The sequence below is a fragment of the Pedobacter psychrodurus genome (assembly GCF_004331735.1).
Classification (GTDB): domain Bacteria; phylum Bacteroidota; class Bacteroidia; order Sphingobacteriales; family Sphingobacteriaceae; genus Pedobacter; species Pedobacter psychrodurus.
The window spans coordinates 368,299-384,895 of sequence record NZ_SJSO01000001.1 but is presented as its reverse complement, the minus strand read 5'-3'; the positions used below and the strand labels follow the sequence as shown (position 1 = coordinate 384,895).

The following is a 16,597-nucleotide window of genomic DNA, read 5'->3' as shown; positions in this document are numbered from 1 at the left end:
GAAATTAGTTAGTTTGGTCTAGTTGTGTTTAGGTTTTTTGTTTACTTCTTATTTATGTTATATCCCGCATCTGTTTTTTCTGCAGTCAAATTGTTCAGTGAACAAAGCATATTTAAGAAAGACTCCATATCATCGCGTCCGAATTCATATTGTCCTGTAAATACCTTTTTATTTAATTGATTTGCAGAATATTTTATTTTAATGTTCAATTTAGTTTCAAGCGCGTCAAAAACACCAGCTAATGGTTCATTATCGAAAATGATGGCATTTTCGGTAACAATAGCTTTGTTCTGATCTAAAATTTCAAGTTTCTTAGCTGCTATAATATTAACCTCTTTCACATTTGCTACATAGGTTTGCATATTTAACGTAAATACTTTCCCTGGCAATAAATACACTGTTTTAACACCTGCAGATAAAAGTTCTCGTTGGGGCTTAACCACCACCTTCCCTTCAATTAATCTCACTTTAGTGTAAAGACCCTTTTTAAAGGCCGTTATTTTAAAAACAGTTCCTAAAGCAGTTGTCGCCAAATTATTGGCAAAAACCGTAAAAGGCTTGGTTTTATCTTTATGTACCCTAAATAATGCCTGTCCTATCAAAACCACATCTCTTTTACCCTGATCAAATGGAAAATAACTCACCTCACTATTTGGATCAAGTTCAACAATAGTTCCATCCGGAAGTGTATGAATTTGTTTTATATTAGATGTATTGGTTACAAACTTAGCCACCCTTGCAGGGACACCCCGTTTAGATAATGCAACAGTATTAGATTTAGAAATTTGATTACTGTTAAACTTATAAACTACCAATCCTATTGTAGCAATCAATGCTATTGAGGCTGCATAAGCCAAATAACGCAACCGACTTCTTTTAATTTCTATTGTATCGTGTATATGATCTAATACATTTACATAAATCCGGTCTGATACTTCGCTATCAACTTTTTCTTTCGGTTCAAAATGCTCCCATTCCTCGCTGTTTAAATAAATTTCGCGGTCGTCTCCATCTGCTAAAAATTTACTTACCATGCGGGCTTCTTCGGCAGTACACTGGCCGGCAAAGAACTTCTCAACAAGCTTTTGGTTGATTTGCATAACTACATTACGTTTTTGAAAGTGCTTTACCCCTATTGGGCTGAAATTATTTTGTATAATTTCTAAAAATAGCGGCCATGATGGTCAAAAAAGGCAATAATTATTTATGAATAATGGCCGACATGATGATGGCTAAAGAAATAATAGAAGAAAATGCAGCCCTTAGCTGTTTTAGTGCCTGCGAAACATGATTTTCGACAGTTTTTGGAGAAATAGAAAGCATTTCTGCAATTTCTTTATAAGAATAGCCCTCAACTTTGCTTAATTTGAAGACTTTTTTTCTAACCGGTGCCATTTGTTCGATGGCCTGCTCAACTGCGTGGTGCATTTCAGGCTGATCAACTTCTGTCCGCAAAGCATAATCATTTTCTACTATAGTCAAATGCTTTTTGCCAACCGCCTCTTTTCTAAGTTGATCAATAAGTATCGTACCCGCAATACGGAAAATCTGAGCTGATAAACTATACTCCGATGAAAGATTTTCCCTCTTTTCCCAAAGCCTGATAAAAGTAAGCTGCACCACCTCTTCGGCCATGTATGCTGAACCTGTTTTTTTCAGTACATAGGCATAAAGTTTTGGGTTGAACAAACGGTAAACTGTTTGAAAAGTTTGTAAACAACCCGACACTAAATCAACAACATAGTCCATTAAAAGGGATTCCTAAGAAAATAAAAAGGGTGATTTTACTAGTTATTCGAAGCGGATGATACGCCAAAGATATTTTTTCATTAAATAAGAATCAACCCATTGTTAAATTTTTAACGCATTTTAATGAAAAAAGTAGCTTTTTATCATTAAACAAACGTTTGTCTTATTTTTGCCGTTTTTGTTATTTTAAGAGAATTTCGATAAAAAATCGGCAAATAGTTAAAATTGATAACCAATTTGTAATAAACACGTTATCCTAATATAAGATTTCTTTCAATTGATTGGAACTATTTTTACATTTACGGTGATATGGTGAGCAATAACTACAGTGAATTACTTAGGAAGATAGAGGAGTTTATCCGCAAATTTTATCTGAATAAGATTTTGCGGGGCAGTATTTATGCCGCCGCTATTCTCCTCGGTCTGTATCTTCTTGTATTTTTAAGCCTCTATTACCTCAACCCGAGCGCTGGTTTTAAAACCTTTGTATTTTTTGCCTATTTACTTGTTGGCGTCTTACTTGTTGGCTTCTTAATCATTAAACCAGTGCTTTCGATGCTAAAACTGGGCAAACACCTCACTTTTAACGAAGCATCGGTTATCATTGGAAATCACTTTTCCGATATTAAGGATAAATTATTGAATACCTTACAACTTCATCATTTATCCGAAAATCATCCTGAAAACAACCACCTCATTCTCGCCAGTATCGATCAAAAAATATTGGAGCTTAAACCCGTTCCCTTTTACACGGCAATTAGCATTAACGATAACCGGAAATATTTAAAGTACCTTTTTATTCCGCTGTCTATTATTCTCTTAATTGCAATTATTGCACCCACTATTTTACGCGAGGGCACAAACAGTTTTTTTAAGTATGATGAATATATTGCACCTAAGGCACCTTTCAGTTTCTCGGTTTTAAACAAGAATTTAACCGTTACCCAAGGTGATGATTTAACGTTAAATGTTAAACTGAGCGGTGACGAAATCCCTGCCGAAATTTATGTTGAAGACGGAAAAAACACCTATAAACTCGAAAAAGAGAATATCAGTAAGTTTAATTACAGCATCAAAAATATACAAAGCGATAAAAAATTGGTTTTTAAAGGTGGTGGCTTCAGTTCAGCTGTGTTTACGGTTTCGGTTAAACCACGTCCTGAACTACTAAATGCAACTGCAACTTTAAACTACCCTGCTTATCTGGGAAAAAAACAGGAATTGATTGCCAATGTTGGCGATATGCTCCTGCCCGAAGGCACAAAAGTTACCTGGAACTTTAAAACCGGTCAGAGCAGCTCCCTTCTGTTCATTTTAAATGGAACCGAAAATGTTTTAAAAGTTGAGGATAATGAATCAGCCTTTAATGCCACAATTAAGAACAATTCGAAATATAGCATTACCCCTAAAAACCAATACGTTACCATTAGAGATTCGCTTTCACACCAAATTACGGTAGTTAAAGATCAGGCTCCGGGGATTACCGTAGAAGAAAAGCCAGATTCAGTTAGTAATAAAGCCTTATATTTTAGCGGACAAGTAACTGATGATTATGGTTTTAGCCGCTTAAGTTTTAAATACAACATTAAAGAAAATAACCGCACTGTGGGTACAGTAACTAAGAATATCGCCATTAAAAGCAATGTTACAGAAAACACCTTTTTCTATTTCTGGGATTTAAAAACAACATCGGCCAAGCCAGGTCAGGAAATTGAATATTATTTTGAAGTAGCCGATAACGACGGCGTAAATGGCGCAAAAGTTACCCGATCCGAAATTAAAACCTTTAAGCAGCCCACCAAAAAAGAAACTGCCGAACAGGTAAATGCAAGCAACCAGGCTTTAAAGCAAAAAATGCAATCGGCAATCCACCTGGCCAACACCATCGAAAAAGAAAGTAAAAAGGTAGCCGAAAGCCTGATCGATAAAAAACAGATTTCTTTCGAAGATAAAAAACAGATTGAAGCCCTTTTAGACAAACAAAAACAGCTTGATGAAGCCGTAAAAGAAATTAGGGAGCAGAATGATAAAAATATTCAGCAACAGCAAGACCAAAAGCAAACTGAAGAGCTTCTGGAAAAACAGAAACAGATTAAAGACCTGTTTGATAATGTGCTGGATGAGAAAACAAAAGAACTTTTGCAAAAGCTGCAAAATCTGATGAATGAGAAAAATAAAGACCAAACGCAGAACGAGCTCTCGAAAATGCAATTGGACAATAAAACGCTCAAAAACGAACTCGATCGGATTTTAGAACTCTATAAGCAGTTAGAATTTGAACAAAATCTCCAAACCGATATCGACCGTTTAAATGAACTGGCTAAAGAACAAAAGGAACTTGCTGAGCAAACCAAAGATAAAAAGCAGGACAACGAATCGTTAAAGCAAAAACAGGATGCGCTTAACAAGGAGATGAAAGACCTGAAAGAAGATCTGAAAAAACTGGAAGAAAAAAATCAATCACTTGAAAGGCCAAATCCTTTCGAAAATCCTGAAAAAGATGTGCAGGATATACAAAAAGAACAGCAAGACAGTAAAGATGCTTTAGATAAAAAAGATTCGAAAAATGCAAGCCAGAAACAACAAAAAGCGGGCGAACAGATGGAAAAGCTATCTAAAAAAATGAACGATATGCAGCAGCAGGGCGAAGAAATGGAAAACAACCTGAACGCCAAAGAATTGCGCCGGCTACTGGAAAACTTACTAACGACATCTTTTGATCAGGAAAAAGTAATGCTAGCCTTAAAGAAAATGACATCGGCTGATCCATCTTATACCAGCAATGTTCAGAAACAGCGCAGCATTAAAGATAACCTTAAAACCATTGCCGATAGCTTGTACAGTTTAAGTAAACGCGTTCCGCAGATAGAATCGACTGTTAACGAGGAAATGAACAAGATCAATTTCAACCTGGATAAAAGTTTAGAAAGTTTGGGTGATCGAAGAACCCCTGAGGCCAATCGTTTCCAACAGTTTACCATGACTTCCATCAATAACCTCACCCTGATGTTGAGTGAGGCCCTAAGTCAGCTGCAAAACATGCAGAAGAATGGCAAAGGTGGTAGCGGAAAAAAACAAAAGCAAGGAATGAAACAGCTTTCGCAAATGCAGGAGCAACTGAACAAAAGTATGCAGAAGGCACGGGAGCAGATGCAGAAATCTGGAGGCAATCAAGGTACCGTAGGTAAAGGACAAATGAGCCAGGAGTTCGGTAAAATGGCTCAACAGCAACAGATGATCCGTCAGGCTTTAGAAAAGATTAACCGCGAAGAAAATAAAGACGGTTCTGGCAAAATGGGAAATCTAAATGAAGCCATTAAAGAAATGAAACAGACCGAGAGCGATCTGGTGAACAAGCGTTTACAACAGGAAACATTAAATAGACAGAAAGATCTCTTAACCAAATTGTTAGAAGCAGAAAAAGCAGAACGTGACCAGGAAGAGGATTCAAAACGCGAAAGTAATGCGGCTAAGGAGTTTCCGCCATCATACCAAAAAATGGTCGATAAGTTTAAAAAACAGCAACAAAACGGTAATGATATGCTGCAGAAATTGCCACCTAGTTTAAACTATTACTATAAGAATAAGATAGCTGAGTATTTGAAATCGTTGAATATAGAGCGGTAGGCCACAGTGTTTTTTTATTATATTTGATATTATGACAAGCACAGCAATAAGACAAAGATTGATCACCTATTTATCTGATGCAGAAGATAATAAGATAAAAGCGATTTATACACTCCTAGAAAGGGAAATTGAGGACAAACAATCTTTTAGTCTGTCTGAAGAACATTTGGAAATTCTTGATAGAGAAAAAGAACTTCATCTAAAAGGTGAAACAAAATCTTACACCAAGCAAGACTCATTAGATATAATTAAAGGACTTAAAAAATTATAATGTATACCATTCAAATAAAGCCCATTGCCATTCAAATGGCAAAAGATGCTTATGATTGGTATGAAGAACAAAAAGTCGGCCTAGGAGATTTATTTCTAGCAGAACTGAGCAGATGCTATAGTAAATTAGAAAAGAATCCTCTTTTTTATCAAAAACTAAAAAAGAATTACCGCCATTTAGTCCTGAACAAATTTCCATATGTGCTAATATTTGAAGTTAATGAGAATGAAATAATAATCTTCGCAGTTTTTCATACGGCAAAAAACCCAAAATTAAAATTCAAAGGGAAATAATCTCCTAATCTTTAAATGCTTTTAACTTTTAATATTTCTTAAATTTGCAGCCATAAACACAACAATATGCCTGCAATATCATTTTTCACAGAATCAGTTAGCTATAATCTTCCTCAAAAACTTAAGGTGAAAAAATGGATTAAAGCTACGATTGAAAAAGAAGGTTTTAAGTTACAGGAACTCAATTTCATTTTCTGTAGCGACGAATACCTGTTGGGCATCAACCAACAGTACTTAAACCACGATACCTACACCGATATCATTACTTTCGATAACTCAGAAGAAGAAAAACAGATTGTAAGCGATATTTTCATTAGTATTGAACGCGTTAAAGAAAATGCTAAAACCTTCAAAACTCTGGAACTTGATGAGGTTTGCCGCATTATGATTCATGGTACCCTACATTTATTAGGTTACAAAGACAAAGGAAAACCGGCTAAAACCCTTATGACTCAGAAAGAAGATGAGTATCTCGGTTACAGATCAGAGATTGGTTTAGTTTAATTACTATTTTCTTCCCATAGTACCATTCTGAGGGTTAATTTGATCCCTCTTATCTATTTCTATCGTCATGCTGAACCTGTTTCAGCATAGTTCCTGCTGGTCTTTCATATCAAATATTTAATGGCGTTCGTCTAAAAGTTACGGGCGTTCGTCGACTATTATTCTATACTGGTATAATACACCAAAATTCTCTGCAACATTTCTTAGCTACTGCAGTCTTATAATAAAAAGCAACAGTAAAAATATAAAGCTGATGACCCTAGAAACCATTTTCTAGTCATCACTCAAGATAAAGTTTAGTTTTAGTTAATGATTGAAGCAGCGGTGGAGCGAGTCCGACCGCTGTTTTCTTTTATAGCCCCTTACAATGGGACGCAATACAATGCCTATAGAGATATATTTCAGCATAAATACATATTTCTATCCGATAAAATAATCAATCATACTCCATATTTCGCCTGATACAGATCGCTTTACAATTTGATTATGCCGTTCCAAATATTTTATACTTACTTTTGCACTAATTTTCCTTTATAAATCCGAAATACAAAAAAATTGAGCACACTAATTGCGGCAGAAGGCTTAGGACATGGTTATCATGACGAATGGCTATTTAAAAATTTAACCTTAGGTATTAACTCTGGTCAGCGCGTAGCGTTGGTTGGAATTAATGGTGCAGGTAAGAGTACACTTTTAAAATTATTGGCAGAAAGGTTCCCTCCGCTCGAAGGTAAAATTGTAAAAAATAAAGCTGTTAAAATTGGGTTTCTCGATCAAGAGCCACAATTTACTGAAGGGTTTTCTATTAGTGATCACATATTCTCTCTGGAGAATAAGCAACAACAGTTGATTAAGGAATATGAAGAATTAATTGAAGATCCCAATCCAGACGAAAAAACGCTTAACAGACTATATGAAGAATTAAGCGAGCATAACGCCTGGGAATATGAGCACGAGATCAAGACCATTTTAAACAGAATGGGCATTACTCATCTTCAACAGAAAATATCTACACTGTCTGGTGGACAAAAGAAGCGCTTAGCCCTGGCTAAGCTTTTAATTGAAGATCCAGAAATTTTGGTGCTCGATGAGCCAACCAACCATTTGGATATTGATACCATTGAATGGCTGGAGAAATTACTAACCACCGGACAAAAAACAATTCTACTGGTTACCCACGATAGGTACTTTTTAGATAATGTTTGCAATACCATTGTAGAATTAGATAGAGGAAAAATATTTAACTATAACGGAAATTATGCTTATTACTTAGAGAAAAAATCAGAAAGGGAGGCTTTAGACGCGACGGTTTTACATAAGAACCAACAGCTATTAAAGAAAGAATTGGAGTGGATGAGACGCATGCCACAGGCTCGTGGAACGAAATCTAACGCTAGAATCAATGCTTTTTATGATTTAGAAGAAAAATCAAAGAAAAAGTCTGATAATCAGAGTATTAGCTTACAAATGAAGATGTCTCGCCAAGGTGGGAAGATTATTGAGCTAGAACACGTTGCAAAAGCATTTGATGGACGCACGATTATCAACGATTTTAGTTATACCTTTAAAAGAGGAGACAGAATTGGTTTGGCGGGTAAAAACGGAACAGGAAAATCTACGCTATTAAATATTATAACTAGCCAGCTGATACCAGATAATGGTAAAGTTGACACAGGAGATACCACGGTTTTTGGTTATTACAAACAGGGCGGTTTAACTTTCGACCCAAAGGAAAGAGTAATTGATATTGTAAAATCAGATGCTGAATATATCAAGATGGCTGATGGTTCTGTAATTACAGCCTCTGCCCTACTAACCTTATTTCTCTTCCCACCGAAGAAACAACACGGCATGGTTGAGAAATTAAGTGGTGGTGAAAAGAAGCGTTTGAACCTGATGAAGGTACTGATGCAAAACCCAAACTTTTTAATTTTGGATGAGCCAACGAACGATCTTGACATCGACACGCTGAACGTTCTTGAAGAATTTTTAGAAAACTTTCCTGGTATATTAATGCTGGTTTCTCACGACAGATACCTACTCGATAAAATGAGCGATCAACTGTTTATCATGGAAGGCGAAGGTATAGTTAAAATTTATAATGGTAATTATTCTGAGTACCGTTTGAGTTTAGAGCAACCAAAAGTAAAAACAGAAACCAAGAAAACCCCTGCCCCTGCTGTAGAACAAGCACCTGTTAAAGCGGTAAAAAAATTAAGCTTCAAGGAGCAAAAAGAATTAGAAGAAAGCGAAAAAGGTATTGCAGAAACAGAGAACAAAATAGCTTTGTTAAATGAGAGCCTTGTTAAAATTGACTCTACCGACTACATAAAAATTCAAGAAATTTCCAACGAGATAGAATCTCTTCAGGCAAAACTTGATGAATTTACTATGCGCTGGCTAGAACTTTCAGAATAACCGAAATGCAATTCAAAGATGTTTTCCGCGTTATGTTTCACGTGGAACATCATTAAAAACAAGTAAGTCCCAGTGAAGGGAGTCAAACGCTATTACTTAGTAAATAGTAGGAATTTTGATTCCGCTTTAAGCTAACCGTAGTAAATAAAAACCAATTGTTTCACGTGGAACAATTAAAGAAATACAAAATAAAATGTTTGCAAAATACGATTTGATTGTTGTTGGTGCTGGTCACGCAGGCTGTGAAGCTGCTGCTGCTGCCGCCAATTTAGGATCATCTGTTTTATTAATAACAATGAACATGGGCACCATTGCCCAGATGAGTTGTAACCCTGCAATGGGTGGCGTAGCTAAAGGACAGATTGTTCGTGAAGTTGATGCTATGGGGGGTTATTCAGGAATTATATCTGATAAATCAACAATTCAATTTAGGATGCTCAACAAATCTAAAGGCCCTGCCATGTGGAGCCCAAGAGCACAGATTGACAGAATGCGATTTGCCGAAGAATGGCGTTTAGCATTGGAAAGAACACCTAATCTTGATATATGGCAAGACAGTGTTGTAGGCTTATTGGTAAAAGATAATACGATCTATGGTGTTAAAACATCTTTAGGTATCGAGATAGAAAGTACAGCAGTAGTACTTACCAATGGGACCTTCTTAAACGGCATAATGCACATTGGAGAAAAGAAATTTGGCGGAGGTAGAACAGCCGAAAGAGCATCGACGGGAATTACAGAACAACTGGTAGAATTAGGCATGGAAGCAGGCCGAATGAAAACTGGTACTCCCCCACGTGTAGACGGAAGAAGTTTAGATTATACCAAAATGGAAGAGCAGTGGGGAGACGAGAACCCTAGTAAATTCTCCTATACTGATACAGAAGTTTCAACCGATCAACGCTGTTGCTGGATCACCTATACCAATGGAGATGTTCATGAAACCTTAAAAGAAGGTTTTGAAAAATCGCCTATGTTTACCGGAAGAATTAAAGGCTTAGGTCCGAGATATTGTCCATCAATTGAAGATAAGATTAACCGTTTTGCAGAGCGTGACAGACACCAGATTTTTGTTGAACCCGAAGGATGGAATACCTGCGAAATTTATGTAAATGGATTTTCAACTTCACTTCCAGAAGACGTACAATTTAAAGCCTTAAGATTAATACCAGGTTTTGAGCAGGCAAAAATGTTTAGGCCGGGTTATGCCATCGAGTACGATTTCTTTCCGCCTACCCAATTATCTTTAACACTAGAAACTAAATTGATCAGCAATTTATTTTTAGCCGGACAAATTAACGGAACTACAGGATATGAGGAAGCGGCTTGTCAAGGTTTCATGGCTGGTATAAATGCTCACCAAAAAATTACGGATAAACACGAACTGATCATGAAAAGATCTGACAGTTATATTGGTGTTTTAATTGATGATCTGGTAACGAAAGGAACTGAAGAGCCTTATCGCATGTTTACATCGAGAGCCGAACACCGTTTATTATTAAGACAAGATAATGCCGATATCCGCTTATCTCCTATCGGGCATGAGCTAGGTTTAATTTCTGATGAGCGTTTAGAAAAAGTAAATAAGAAAATTGCAAATGCCGATGCTTTGGTTAAGTTCACCAGGAACCAAGGTATTGAAATGGGCGACGCAAATCCGATGCTCGAAAGTTTGGGATCTACTCCTTTAAATCAGAATGTAAAAATACACAGTTTGGTTGGAAGACCTCATGTTGGATTACCTGATCTGATTAAAGTAAGTAAAACACTTGCAGAAGCAACCAAAGATTTAGATAACGAAACCATTGAGCAGGCTGAAATCAAAATTAAATATGAAAGTTATTTTGAGAAGGAAAATGAAATTGTGGCCAAGATGCTGAAGATGGAGGACAAAGAAATTAAACCCGATTTCGATTACAATAAAATTGTTTCCATTTCAAAAGAGGCTAGAGAAAAATTATTTAAGATCAAACCACGTACTTTAGGTCAGGCTTCACGAATTTCAGGGGTTTCACCTTCAGATATTTCAGTTTTAATGGTATATATTAATAAGTAATTGATAATCAACGATTTAACTATCATAAAGTAGACTTAAAATAAAGCGATATAAGCTAAAAAAAATATTTTTTAATATTACGGTTCCAAAAAGTATAAAAATTCGTCAGAACGTTTAAAATATGCCAAATTTAAAAGCTCAGTATTTTAACCTTAAAAATTTAGCGGTTGTTATAACCTTGCTCCTGTTTTTTGGTTGCGCAAGTATCCAAACGCCACAAGGCGGACCAAAAGATACTAAACCGCCAAAAGTTTTGAGCATGACTCCAAAAAATCAAACAAGGAATTTTAATGCTAAAAAAATAGTAATCGAGTTTGATGAATATTTTAATCTTAAAGATGAGTTTAAAGAATTTTCCATTTCACCCGATCAGGAAAAACTTCCGGAGTTAAAAAAAAGACAAAAGAGATTAGAAATTAATCTTAAAGATACTTTAGAAAAAAATACAACTTATACCTTAAACTTCGGAAAATCTGTTGCCGATGTTAACGAAGGAAATGTAGTTAAAAATCTATCCTATGTTTTTTCTACCGGACCCGAAATAGATTCGCTATCACTAAGCGGTAAAGTAATCAATTCGCTAAGTGACGAACCAGAGAAAGAAGTTACCGTATTTATTTTGCCTTTAGAAAGAGATACCATATTTGGAAAAAAACGTCCATCAATATATACCACTACTGATAGTGCTGGAACGTACAAATTGAATAACCTAAGAAAAGGTACTTATAAAGTGTATGCGGTTAAAGAGAGTAGCGGAGGAGGCGATAAAATATACCAGCAGCTTTCGGATGAAGTTGGATTTATAAAAGAACCCATTGTAATAGATAAAAATATAGAGAACATCAATCTCCAGATATTTAAGGAGCTTGCTCCTGAATTTCGCATTCTTGACCGAAAATTAAATAATGACGGAAGTATATCAATCATATTCAATCAGCAGCTTAAAAGCCCTAAAATAACCATTACAGACCCACCAGCTGTAGATGTAGGTAAGTTTGTCCATTTTTCTAAAAATAATGACACTGCCAAAGTATGGTTAAAGGACTTAAGTTTCGATTCGGTTAAGGTGGCCATACAAGATCAAGGTAAGGTTTTACAGACTTTAAACTTTACGAGAGGTAAAAAAGACACTTATACACGCGATGTTGCTATTTCTGATAATTTATCGGGCGGTAAGTTAAACCCTTTCCAGCAGTTAACCCTAACCTTTCCATTTCCAATGACTGCTGCAGATCCCACTAAAATAACCCTTTTAGAAGATTCTCTAAAACGCACTACTTTTGAGGTAGTAAAAGACAGTGTAGATTTTCTTAAATATTATATTAAATATCCCTGGAAAAATAAAAGAACTTACGATTTAAAGTTAGCTGCAGGCGCATTTACAGCTATATTTAACGCCAAGAATAAAGATATAACCAAACGTTTTTCACTCGAAAGCCAGGATGCTTATACCACCTTGCTATTAAATGTAACGGTGCCAGATACCTCAAAAAGATATGTAGTGCAGTTTTTGACTGAAAAAAAGGATATCATAAAATCTTTTCCGGTCAGTAAAAATTCAAAAATTACATTTTCTAAATATCCAGCGGGCAAATATATGCTCAGGGTGATTTACGACGATAATAAAAACGGAATCTGGGATACAGGAAATGTTAAAGAAGGATATCAACCTGAAAAGGTTTGGTATTTAAAGGCTTTAATGGATTTAAAACCGAATTGGGAACGAGAAGATCCATTAGAGATCCCTGCACCTCCTAAAAGTGATTAAAATAGAATTACTTAATATAGAGATCGTCATTTCGACCGTAGTGGAGAAATCTATATTTTTTTTTAACGCTAAATTTTAGGTCTTTAGTATCCAATCGTCATGCTGATCCGATAGCTATCGGATTTATTTCAGCATCTTTCTAGCGTGATAGACCCTGAAATGAATCAGGGTGACGACTCTTGGTAAAAATGAACAACTTAACTCGTAAACCAGCCCGAATACATAATATAGTTATCAGGCAGTTTATTTAATAAAGCCCTTTGCTCTTCGGTAATGGGCTTTATCTTTTTAGCTGGAGTACCGGCATATAAATAACCGGTTTCGCAAATGGTATTCTCCAATACTACAGATCCGGCAGCTATAATACAATACTCTTCTATAACAGCATGGTCCATTACAATTGCACCCATTCCAATTAATACATTATCCTGAACCGTACAGCCATGTACTATGGCATTATGCCCCACAGATACCCTATTACCGATGTGTGTAGCCGCTTTTAAATAGGTCGCATGAATTACGGCACCATCTTGTATGTTTGATTCATTTCCTATCGTAATGGCATTTACATCGCCTCTAATCACGGCATTAAACCATACTGAACATTTATCACCTATTATTACATCACCAACTATTGTAGCATTCTCTGCAATAAAATTATCTTTTCCAATTTCGGGGTACTTATCTTTTACGGGTAGTATTAAAGGCATTTTAAAATGTAATATGGTTAATGGATAATGGACAATGCGTTAAAGTCCCCTTCAGGGAATTTAGGGGTTAAAAAACAGTATCTACCAATTCTTTTGCATGTTCAGGATAATCAGTAGTATAATGTAACCCTCTGCTCTCTCTGCGCTGCATGGCAGATTTTATAACCAGATAAGCGGTTTGAATTACATTTCTCAATTCGCAAAGCTTAACCGAAACCTTATTTTTTTTGTAAAATTCTTCTGTTTCCTGATAGATTAAAAACAACCTACGATGTGCTCTTTCTAAACGAAAATCAGAACGAACAATACCTACATAATCGCCCATTACTTTTTGTAATTCCCTTAGATTATGGGTTACCAATACATCTTCATTACTTTGTGTAACCCCTTTCGAATCCCACTCAGGAATGTTCTCTGGAATGATATTATTTTTAAAGTTTTCAATAGCATCCTGGTATATACGGTGTGCAAAAACTGTAGCCTCTAATAAAGAATTGGAAGCCAAACGGTTAGCACCATGTAAACCTGTAGAAGAACATTCTCCACAAGCATATAAATTTTTAATAGATGAACGTCCGTATTCATCAACCAGAATACCACCGCACATATAATGAGATGCAGGCGTAACAGGAATATAATCTTTCGTCATATCTATCCCTATAGATAAACATTTAGCATATATATTAGGAAAGTGTTTCAGAATATCTGCTTTTTTACGCATTGTAATATCTAGGTAAACAAATTCATCACCCGATTTCTTCATTTCATTATCTACTGCACGCGCCACAATATCACGTGGTGCTAATGATTTACGTTCATCATATTCATGCATAAACTCCTCACCATTCTTACGTCTTAAAACACCACCAAAACCCCTAACAGCCTCCGATATCAAAAATGATGGATACTCCCCAGGATGGTATAAAGCGGTTGGATGGAACTGGATGAACTCCATATTCCTCACTTTTCCTTTTGCACGATAAACCATTGCCATGCCATCGCCTGTTGCAATGACCGGATTTGTTGTAGCCGAATATACATGTCCGGCGCCACCCGAAGCCATTACTGTAACGTTTGCCACAATCTTTTCCACATCGTTAAGCTCTGTGTTAAAGGCATATATACCATAACAGTTAATATCTTCGGTACGTTTATCCACAAACTCACCTAGGTGATGCTGGGTAATTAACTCCAGTGCAAAGTAATGTGTTAATATCTCTATGTTGTTATTCTCGTGAATTTCATTCAGCAACACCCGTTCAATCTCATATCCGGTGATATCTTTATAGTGTAAAACACGGTGTTCAGAGTGCCCACCTTCCTTCGCCAAATCATAAAAACCAGCGTTATCCTTATCGAAATTTATACCATAATCAATGATCTCCTGAATACGCTGAGGCCCCTCTTTTACAACGATTTCCACAATTTTTTCATCACATAATCCGTCTCCGGCAATCAAGGTATCATCTATATGTTTCTCAAAAGAATCACCTTTATCTACCACTACCGCAACACCGCCTTGAGCGTATTTTGTATTCGATTCGTCTTCGTTCGATTTAGTAACAATTAAAACCTTACCAAACTTCGCTGCTTTAAGTGCAAAACTTAAACCCGCTATACCTGAACCAATTACCAGAAAATCTACTTTCCTCATTAATAAAAACATTTACTTTATCCACGATGTTAACAACTAGTTGATAAATGTTAACTCTGTGTCTAAATTATCCTAACAAATAAATTTGAATGTTTAAAGCTACTCTAAAAAGACAATTTGCCACAATCTTTTAAGTAATTTTTAAGCACCTTTGTACAAGTAGTTAACTTTTTACCCACTTATAAACAATTAACATTCGGGTATTGATAAAAATAGAGTGACTTTTCGATAGTGCTGAAAATCAAACTCATGATGTTATAGAAATGTAATCTAAATGTTAGTAAACGATTAACAACTTACATAAAAGAACTTTTTTTCGAAACTTGCCAACAATACTAACACACTAATAAACAAACAAGATTTATTTATTTAAAAATACTTATTAATTATTGAGACGTTGAAAGCTTTATCTTTGGCCAACGTCAAAATTCAAAAAAGGAAAATTTTAAAATGAACATAGATGTCTTAGAAGAAATCAATAAAAAAGGTTTCGCAGAAGAAGAAATTGATCCTACGCTCGATCTTTTTGCGGAGATTGAGAAATTAAAAAAGGAAAAGAATGCCATTATTCTTGCACATTACTATCAAGAACCTGACATTCAGGATATTGCAGATTATATTGGTGATAGTTTAGGCTTATCGCAGGAAGCTGCAAAAACGGATGCTGATGTGATTGTGTTTGCAGGCGTGCATTTTATGGCAGAAACGGCAAAGATTTTATCGCCTAATAAAACCGTTTTATTACCAGATGTAAAGGCAGGTTGCTCATTAGCAGATAGTTGTCCGCCACATTTATTTAGAAAGTTTAAAGAAAAATATCCAGATCACCTGGTCATCACTTATGTAAACTGCACGGCCGAATTAAAAGCTTTAAGTGATATTGTTTGTACAAGTACAAATGCAGTTCAAATTGTAGAGAGTTTGCCTAAAGAGCAAAAAATAATATTCGGTCCCGATCGAAATTTAGGTGCTTATGTGGCAAAGAAAACCGGACGCGATTTGGTGTTGTGGAATGGTGCCTGTATGGTGCATGAAATTTTTTCACAGGAGAAAATAACAAAGCTGAAAGAACGCCATCCGAACGCTAAGTTTATTGCGCATCCCGAATGTGAAGAAGTGGTTTTGAAAATGGCTGATTATATCGGTTCAACAACCGGACTTTTAAAATATACGATTACCAATCCAGCTACAGAATTTATTGTAGCTACCGAAAGTGGAATTATCCACCAGATGGAAAAGGCAAATCCAACAAAAACATTTATTCCGGCACCGCCGAACAATAGCTGTGCTTGTAACGATTGTCCTTACATGAAAAGAAATACTTTAGAAAAACTATATTTATGTATTAAAAATGGTTTGCCTGAAGTAACTGTACCTGAGCATATTATTGATCTTGCGCGTAAACCTATCCAACGCATGCTGGATATTTCGGCAGAATTGGGCTTGTAGAAAATAAAAATCGTCATTGCGAGGAGGTACGACAAAGCAATCTTAATGCGCTCGCTGGTAGCGATAGTTGTAAGATTGCTTCGGGCCTCACAATGACG

The 16,597-nt window shown here is 35.9% G+C and carries 12 protein-coding genes; 8 read left to right on the top strand and 4 right to left on the bottom strand.

Features of this window, described 5'->3' with window-relative positions; translation table 11 throughout:
• Positions 1-41: 41 nt before the first annotated feature.
• The gene (locus tag EZ456_RS01615; RefSeq protein ID WP_131526700.1) at positions 42-1,100 is read right to left on the bottom strand and encodes a FecR family protein; all 1,059 of its coding nucleotides are present in this window, start codon (positions 1,098-1,100) and stop codon (positions 42-44) included.
• A gap of 100 nt (positions 1,101-1,200) precedes the next feature.
• Positions 1,201-1,749, bottom strand: coding sequence for a sigma-70 family RNA polymerase sigma factor (locus EZ456_RS01610; protein WP_131526699.1), 549 nt, complete (start codon positions 1,747-1,749; stop codon positions 1,201-1,203).
• Between the two features lie 309 nt (positions 1,750-2,058).
• On the opposite strand from EZ456_RS01610, the gene EZ456_RS01605 reads away from it, so the two are divergent.
• The 7 genes from EZ456_RS01605 to EZ456_RS01575 all read left to right on the top strand — a co-directional run bounded on the left by EZ456_RS01605 (position 2,059) and on the right by EZ456_RS01575 (position 12,686).
• Complete coding sequence (locus tag EZ456_RS01605; protein ID WP_131526698.1) at positions 2,059-5,376, top strand: DUF4175 family protein; 3,318 nt, start codon at positions 2,059-2,061, stop codon at positions 5,374-5,376.
• Between the two features lie 31 nt (positions 5,377-5,407).
• The gene (locus EZ456_RS01600) at positions 5,408-5,647 is read left to right on the top strand and encodes a hypothetical protein (protein WP_131526697.1); all 240 of its coding nucleotides are present in this window, start codon (positions 5,408-5,410) and stop codon (positions 5,645-5,647) included.
• Positions 5,647-5,940 (top strand): type II toxin-antitoxin system RelE/ParE family toxin, encoded by a 294-nt coding sequence (locus tag EZ456_RS01595; RefSeq protein ID WP_131526696.1) that lies wholly within the window; start codon positions 5,647-5,649, stop codon positions 5,938-5,940. The genes EZ456_RS01600 and EZ456_RS01595 overlap by 1 nt, the downstream gene beginning before the upstream one ends.
• A 66-nt stretch (positions 5,941-6,006) precedes the next feature.
• On the top strand, positions 6,007-6,444 hold the full coding sequence (gene ybeY / locus EZ456_RS01590) for an rRNA maturation RNase YbeY (protein WP_131526695.1): 438 nt from the start codon (positions 6,007-6,009) through the stop codon (positions 6,442-6,444).
• A 555-nt stretch (positions 6,445-6,999) separates the two neighbouring features.
• Positions 7,000-8,862 carry an ABC-F family ATP-binding cassette domain-containing protein gene (locus tag EZ456_RS01585; protein ID WP_131526694.1) on the top strand — a complete coding sequence of 621 codons (1,863 nt, stop codon included), beginning with the start codon at positions 7,000-7,002 and terminating at the stop codon, positions 8,860-8,862.
• 193 nt (positions 8,863-9,055) lie between these two features.
• The gene (gene mnmG, locus EZ456_RS01580) at positions 9,056-10,918 is read left to right on the top strand and encodes a tRNA uridine-5-carboxymethylaminomethyl(34) synthesis enzyme MnmG (protein WP_131526693.1); all 1,863 of its coding nucleotides are present in this window, start codon (positions 9,056-9,058) and stop codon (positions 10,916-10,918) included.
• Between the two features lie 121 nt (positions 10,919-11,039).
• On the top strand, positions 11,040-12,686 hold the full coding sequence (locus tag EZ456_RS01575) for an Ig-like domain-containing protein (protein WP_131526692.1): 1,647 nt from the start codon (positions 11,040-11,042) through the stop codon (positions 12,684-12,686).
• A 197-nt stretch (positions 12,687-12,883) separates the two neighbouring features.
• On the opposite strand, the gene EZ456_RS01570 is transcribed toward EZ456_RS01575, so the two are convergent.
• On the bottom strand, positions 12,884-13,396 hold the full coding sequence (locus EZ456_RS01570) for a gamma carbonic anhydrase family protein (RefSeq protein ID WP_131526691.1): 513 nt from the start codon (positions 13,394-13,396) through the stop codon (positions 12,884-12,886).
• A gap of 67 nt (positions 13,397-13,463) precedes the next feature.
• A complete protein-coding gene (gene nadB, locus EZ456_RS01565; RefSeq protein ID WP_131526690.1) occupies positions 13,464-15,050 on the bottom strand; it encodes an L-aspartate oxidase in 1,587 nt (528 codons plus the stop codon).
• A 450-nt stretch (positions 15,051-15,500) separates the two neighbouring features.
• On the opposite strand from nadB, the gene nadA reads away from it, so the two are divergent.
• Entirely contained in the window at positions 15,501-16,499 is a 999-nt protein-coding gene (nadA, locus tag EZ456_RS01560) for a quinolinate synthase NadA (RefSeq protein WP_131526689.1), read from the top strand.
• Positions 16,500-16,597: the final 98 nt, after the last annotated feature.

Bases quoted from the DNA above. Each gene is read 5' to 3' on its own strand.
- nadB (WP_131526690.1), bottom strand. From the start codon at position 15,050: ATGAGGAAAGTAGATTTTCTGGTAATTGGTTCAGGTATAGCGGGTTTA.
- EZ456_RS01600 (WP_131526697.1), top strand. From the start codon at position 5,408: ATGACAAGCACAGCAATAAGACAAAGATTGATCACCTATTTATCTGAT.
- ybeY (WP_131526695.1), top strand. From the start codon at position 6,007: ATGCCTGCAATATCATTTTTCACAGAATCAGTTAGCTATAATCTTCCT.
- EZ456_RS01615 (WP_131526700.1), bottom strand. From the start codon at position 1,100: ATGCAAATCAACCAAAAGCTTGTTGAGAAGTTCTTTGCCGGCCAGTGT.
- EZ456_RS01595 (WP_131526696.1), top strand. From the start codon at position 5,647: ATGTATACCATTCAAATAAAGCCCATTGCCATTCAAATGGCAAAAGAT.
- EZ456_RS01575 (WP_131526692.1), top strand. From the start codon at position 11,040: ATGCCAAATTTAAAAGCTCAGTATTTTAACCTTAAAAATTTAGCGGTT.
- mnmG (WP_131526693.1), top strand. From the start codon at position 9,056: ATGTTTGCAAAATACGATTTGATTGTTGTTGGTGCTGGTCACGCAGGC.
- EZ456_RS01570 (WP_131526691.1), bottom strand. From the start codon at position 13,396: ATGCCTTTAATACTACCCGTAAAAGATAAGTACCCCGAAATTGGAAAA.
- nadA (WP_131526689.1), top strand. From the start codon at position 15,501: ATGAACATAGATGTCTTAGAAGAAATCAATAAAAAAGGTTTCGCAGAA.
- EZ456_RS01605 (WP_131526698.1), top strand. From the start codon at position 2,059: ATGGTGAGCAATAACTACAGTGAATTACTTAGGAAGATAGAGGAGTTT.
- EZ456_RS01610 (WP_131526699.1), bottom strand. From the start codon at position 1,749: ATGGACTATGTTGTTGATTTAGTGTCGGGTTGTTTACAAACTTTTCAA.